This is a genomic window from Streptomyces sp. NPDC026417 (genome assembly GCF_055567695.1).
In genome coordinates, this window is sequence record NZ_JBVHPY010000082.1 from 1 (window position 1) to 4,678 (window position 4,678).

Consider the following 4,678-nt stretch of genomic DNA (forward strand, 5'->3'; position numbering starts at 1 on the left):
GGCAACGGGGTTCACCAGGCCATGCTCGGCATCGCCCGGCTCTACAACCTGGCCCTCACCGGATAACTCACGGCCCATACGGGACAACCTCTAGCCAGCGTAAGGGCACTACTCGATTCGAGTGGTGCCGGTATGACGCCCCTTCGGCAAGCGTAATGTGGAAAACGACCCTAGAGACGCTGACCGCCACGCGGAGCTTGCCGCGGGCATGGTGCATGCGACGCGGCGGAGCGCCGAACTCATCACGACGAGGACAAGGACCGATACCAAGGACGCGCTCATGGTCACGAGCCCTTGCGTGGGGGCGCGATTAGGACCGGTCTGGTGCCACGTCTGGTATTGGCCAGCCGTGCCCTGCTCGTCGTTGCGGGTATTTCTGGTGTCACAGGCCAGAATGGCTACGACCTGTTCCCGCGGAACCTGCCGACCTCGCGCAACTGGGTCCGTCCCTGGAACGGTGCAGTGCCGCCAGCTTGGCCTGGCCGACCGGGACAAGCACGACCGGTTGTAGTCCGAGTGGCCTGAGGGGTGTGAGTAATTATTACTCAACTCGATGATTCGGAAGGGTTCAGAGGGCGCGACGACTTGACGTGACCACTACATGACAGGTTCTCTGGCTGAGAGACTAAGTCACTTGCGGGAAACCACCTCATGCCGCCTCGAGCGGATGCAGCCTCGTGCCATCTCGGGAGATCTCGTGCTCTTTCAGCGTCTAAGTCTTTCCGTGGCCGGCTCAGTAATGGCGCTCACGGTGGGCGTTGCACTCTTAACAAGCGGCGTCTCACACGCAGCGTCCACTCCGAGCAATGCCATCGCCACTGCCAGCCCGTTCATAGAGCCCGGCTTCGCAGCCGCCTGCACCTGGCATGAGTTCGGTGAGGGAGAGAAGCCGCCGTGGTGGCTTCTGTTCGCAGATCCGCTCTGTGTGGAGTACAGCAAGCGTGACATCACCGTCGACAATGGAGGGGCTCTGCGTTTTTTGGTGGCCGAACCCTCCCGGTTTGCCGTCGCCTTGATGACCTGTCATTATTACCAGAAAGATCATTGGAGTGTGCAGTCGTCTCACAGCGCCACGCCATGGGTGGCTTGGGACGGCCAGTATTGGTGGGACAAGGCCGAACAACGGGCGGCCGCGCGGCTCAGTAACTTTCGCATCAATGGACAGACCGTCGGCATCGGGGATGCAGTCGCCGCTCTGCGTTCACGATTCCCGGAGATAGCCGACGTGCTGAGTAATTACGGTCGGGCGGCAGGGGAAAGCGGGCTCAGCATTACTTTACCGTTCGATCTACGTTGCGCCTTGGCGGGCTGAGTCGCGATGACCGCTAGCGACAGAAGAGCCATACTTAAAGCAGCGACCGCCGCACTCGCGGGGTTGTCCGCGAGTGGACTCCTTCCAGTTGCTTCGGCTGCTGCTGCACCAGCGACCTCCGAGTCGTGGGCGATGCAGACTCTCCAAGCCTTTGCCGACACGCTTATACCGGGGGAGCGCCGCTTCCCTGGCGATGTGGTAGTGGCGGGGGCGGTGAACGGGCCAGGTGCCGTGCAAGCTGGAGTCCTCACCTTGCTTAACTCGCCGCAACTACCGTTGGCGCCAGTGCTTCCCTCGGTGGCGGCGCTGCTCGACGCCCGCGCCGTCGCGTATGCTATGTCTCGATTGATATGGCTATCCCCGCTTCGGCCACCCTTCGTTGACTTGTCCTTCTCTCATCGCACCGCCCTAGTGGGGAACTTGTTCGACACGGAGGATGCGGACCGGGCGATCTGGCAACTTTTAAGCCTGTTGGTAGGCGTCGCGTTCGATACCGCAGGGTGGCAGGACACGGTCCAGGCGATCGAGCAGGAGCACCCCGGCCTTGCGTGGCTGGGCTTTCCTAAACCCGGCTCGGATGGGGTATGGCGATTCACGGATTTTTCTTACGGCCGCCCGCTCGCCTCACTACACCCACTTACGACCTTTTCGGGGAGCCCGGCATGAGCGCGCAAACGACAGACGTTTTGGTAGTAGGTAGCGGCTTTGGTGGCGCAATTCCCGCCTACTACCTTGCGGCAGGTGGAGCAAAAGTCACCGTTTTGGAACGAGGCCCACGTCTAGCTGCCGCCGACTTCACTCAGTCTATGCGGCTGGGCACTTACAACAAACTCGTGGACGTTGTTCGCGGTGACGGGGTCACCGTAGTTGCTGGCAACTGCGTCGGAGGCGGCAGCGTTGTTTACTTCGCCGCGTCCCTGCGAGCGCCTTCCTTCGTCTTCGAGCGCCGGGGCAGCCTCGGTCACCGGCTCTGGCCCGCAGGCTTGACCCGAGCCGCCCTCGACCCATGGTACGACCGCGTAGAGGAAGCATTACCTGTAACACGCACCAAATGGCCTGATGTCTCCTACGCAGGTGGAGTCTTGGCCGCAGCATGTCAGCGAGCCGGGCATACCTGCAATCCAGTGCCGCTAGCAGTCGACATTAGTACCTGCACCAACTGCAACTGGATGCTGTCCGGTTGCCGCTTCGATGCTAAACGCTCTCTCCTGCTGAACTACTTGCCTGCTGCGGAATCCCATGGTGCTGTCATCCGCCCTTTGCATGAAGTTCAGACCATTGCCCCGTCCCTGATATCCGGATACCGGTACGCGGTCGCTTACACTATCCTCGATCCTCGCGACTACACCTGCACAGAGCAAATCGGAGTAATCCACGCCAAAGTTGTCGTGCTGGCCGCCGGAGCGATTGCAACTCCCGTCATCTTGCAGCGTTCGACTCCATTATTGGGCGGCATGCCGCGTGCCGTTGGACGCTATTTTTCGGGTAATGGTGACCGTGTCAGTGTCGCTGACATTAACGAGGATAAAGCGCGAGCGCTGCTGGGTTTGTCGCGCCCGGAGGGTGCCACTTACCAGGGACTTCCCATAGGGCGGCCCATCACTGCCGCCTCTTTCGATTACCTTGACTCCGCCGCCCCCGAGTATCATCGCTTCACCCTCCAGCAAATCTATTTTCCCGCTCTCACTAACATCCTGGCCCAAACAGCGAGTACACCCGCCTGGTTTGGTGTTGAAAAGAGGAACATGCGAGCCCGGTGGCGTTCATGGCTCACCCTGCTGGCCATGACTGAGGATGACAACGAAGGCACCTTCGGTGCTCCCCCTCTCACCGGTAACTTTCACCGGTTGGCCCCAGGCCTTGGGCAAGGCACAATGTCATTTCATCCGACACCTGCCACCAGGCGAGGCTGGGACAAAGCCGACACGGCGTTGCGGAGCATCCTAGAGAGAGACGGTCTGTCTCGAGTTCGACCGTGGACCGAGGCCGTGGCAGGGACCGTAACGGCCCACCCACTCGGCTCCGCGCGAATCGGCGACGTTTCCACCACTAGTGCCCTGACCGATAATCACGAACTACGCCAGCATCCCGGACTCTTCATCACCGACGGCTCGGCCGTTCCAACTTCGCTCACCGTCAATCCCTCACTGACTATTGCAGCACTTGCCGAACGAGCTACCTCTGCCATCATCACCCGCGCCATCAGTACCGGGGTCGCAGTCCGACGCAGCGCCCCTCCGCTTCCTGGCCGATAGGGACAGCGCTGTGCTCGATCCTGATCATCGCACCCACTCGGCAGTCAGCTCACTGCGGCCCGTGCAGGAATAGAAGAAATCATCGACGAGGCCTGCGCCACCCGCCGGACCCCTTCGTACACCAGGCTTGCGGAGCCCACCTCGCTCGCGTCTTGATGGCCACAACCAACCTGATTCTTCCTACCCGACGCCCGGTGGAAACCGCCCCCTCGCTCCCATGCGCACTTCTCCTCTCGCAGCTCTGGACCTCGCCAACGTTGGGTCTGTCTAGTAAATGGTGTAGCCGATGGTTGCTGAGGTCAGATTCGGTTGTTGGTGAGGCGGCCGCCGGGGGCGATATCGAAGGCTTGGAGGGCTTGCTTCCAGTGGGTAGTCCAGCGTTTCCGTTCGGTGCCGGTCGGGTCCAGGGACATCACCGCGAGGTACACGCACTTCAGGGCGGCATTCTCCGAAGGGAAGTGACCTCGGGCCCGGACCGCTCGGCGGATCCTCGCGTTCACCGGCTCGATCGCGTTCGTGGTGCAGACGATCCTGTGGGTCTCGGCGTCGAACTGCAGGAACGGGACGAGCTCGGCCCCACGCGCTTTCCCGCAACCGCACGATCGCCGGATACTTGCCGCCCCTTTCCTTGCAGAACTCGAGGAACCGGCCGGTTGCGGCGTCCTCGGTCGGCGCCGTATAGACGGGCTTCAGTGCTTTGGCGATCTTGTCCCAGTCCTGGCGGCCGGCCTAGCGGAACGACGCCCGCAGCAATGGACGACGCAGGTCTGCACGACCGTCTGCGGCCAGACCTCTCCGACCGCGTCGGGCAGGCTCTTCAGTCCGTCGCAGACCAGCATCAGCACGTCTTCGACGCCACGGTTCTTCAGCTCGGTCAGCACCCGCGCCAGTGCTTGGCTCCTTCACCTCGCCGCCGGCCCACAGCCCCAGGATGTCCCGGTGGCCCTCGGCCGTGACCGCCAACGCCATATAGATGGGCTAAAGGCTGTCCCGTCTGGTTTGGCGGTTGGTGCGTTGTGGCTTGGGTGGGGTGATTTCAGCTGATGATCCGAAGTGGATCGAGCCGTTCGCGGGCCTGACCGAGTTCCAGTTCGCCAGGTTGGTGGCGCTG

The 4,678-nt window shown here is 61.9% G+C and carries 3 protein-coding genes and 2 pseudogenes; 4 read left to right on the top strand and 1 reads right to left on the bottom strand.

What is annotated here, in order from left to right; translation table 11 throughout:
- Positions 1-634: 634 nt before the first annotated feature.
- From ACZ4NT_RS38685 to ACZ4NT_RS38695, 3 genes are all read left to right on the top strand, one after another.
- On the top strand, positions 635-1,312 hold the full coding sequence (locus ACZ4NT_RS38685; protein ID WP_467730101.1) for a hypothetical protein: 678 nt from the start codon (positions 635-637) through the stop codon (positions 1,310-1,312).
- A gap of 132 nt (positions 1,313-1,444) precedes the next feature.
- Positions 1,445-1,978 carry a DUF5987 family protein gene (locus tag ACZ4NT_RS38690; protein ID WP_467730103.1) on the top strand — a complete coding sequence of 178 codons (534 nt, stop codon included), beginning with the start codon at positions 1,445-1,447 and terminating at the stop codon, positions 1,976-1,978.
- A complete protein-coding gene (locus tag ACZ4NT_RS38695) occupies positions 1,975-3,567 on the top strand; it encodes an FAD-dependent oxidoreductase (RefSeq protein WP_467730105.1) in 1,593 nt (530 codons plus the stop codon). Before ACZ4NT_RS38690 ends, ACZ4NT_RS38695 begins: the two co-directional genes overlap by 4 nt.
- A gap of 299 nt (positions 3,568-3,866) precedes the next feature.
- Here the strand turns inward: ACZ4NT_RS38695 and ACZ4NT_RS38700 are convergent.
- Positions 3,867-4,545: pseudogene (locus ACZ4NT_RS38700) on the bottom strand (IS256 family transposase); the annotation flags it as partial.
- Positions 4,546-4,588: 43 nt separating this feature from the next.
- Here ACZ4NT_RS38700 and ACZ4NT_RS38705 point away from each other — a divergent pair.
- Positions 4,589-4,678: pseudogene (locus tag ACZ4NT_RS38705) on the top strand (IS5/IS1182 family transposase); the annotation flags it as partial.